This window comes from Escherichia sp. 93.1518 (assembly GCF_013368915.2).
GTDB classification, from domain to species: domain Bacteria; phylum Pseudomonadota; class Gammaproteobacteria; order Enterobacterales; family Enterobacteriaceae; genus Escherichia; species Escherichia ruysiae.
The window spans coordinates 1-988 of the sequence record NZ_JABWMT020000093.1 but is presented as its reverse complement, the minus strand read 5'-3'; the positions used below and the strand labels follow the sequence as shown (position 1 = coordinate 988).

Genomic DNA, 988 nt, shown 5'->3' with positions numbered 1-988 from the left:
TTTTTCGAGCGTTCATACACAATGGTCGGGTCAATCCCGCCAGTATCCCAGCAGATACGGGATACCGACATTTCTGCACCATTCCGGCGGGTATAGGTTTTATTGATGGCCTCATCCACACGCAGCAGCGTCTGTTCATCGTCGTGGCGGCCCATAATAATCTGCCGGTCAATCAGCCAGCTTTCCTCACCCGGCCCCCATCCCCATACGCGCATTTCGTAGCGGTCCAGCTGGGAGTCGATACCGGCGGTCAGGTAAGCCACACGGTCAGGAACGGGCGCTGAATAATGCTCTTTCCGCTCTGCCATCACTTCAGCATCCGGACGTTCGCCGATTTTCGCCTCCCACGTCTCACCGAGCGTGGTGTTCACGAAGGTTTTACGTTTTCCCGTATCCCCTTTCGTCTTCATCCAGTCTTTGACAATCTGCACCCAGGTGGTGAACGGGCTGTACGCTGTCCAGATGTGAAAGGTCACACTGTCAGGCGGTTCAATCTCTTCACCGGATGACGAAAACCAGAGAATGCCATCACGGGTCCAGATCCCGGTCTTTTCGCAGATATAACGGGCATCAGTGAAGTCCAGCTCCTGCTGACGGATGACGCAGGCGTTATGCTCGCAGAGATAAAACACGCTGGAGGGGTCATCCGGCGTCCATTTGAGGCCAAACGGCGTCTCTTTATCGCCAAATTTAAGGTACTGCTCCTCCCCGCAGTGCGGGCAGGCAACATGAAAACGCATAAAATGCGGGGATTCACTGGCTGCACGCTCAATCTGGCAGGTGCCTCTCACTTTGGGCGTGGAGCCACGGATGGACTTTGGCCAGACCGAGCCTTCAATACGCTTATCGCCCAGGAACGTCGGAGAGCCTTCCTGTTCAATATCCTCATCAAAGGCAGCAAGTTCATCATAACCCGCCACATCCACTGACTTTTCACGGTAGTTTTTTGCCGCTTTACCGCCCAGGCACCAGAAGCCACGACCATTGG

Annotated in this window: 1 protein-coding gene; it reads right to left on the bottom strand. The window is 54.9% G+C overall.

Features of this window, described 5'->3' with window-relative positions:
* Positions 1-988, bottom strand: a 988-nt coding sequence (locus HEN21_RS22515) for a terminase gpA endonuclease subunit (protein ID WP_183082956.1), incomplete at both ends; no start/stop codon positions are given.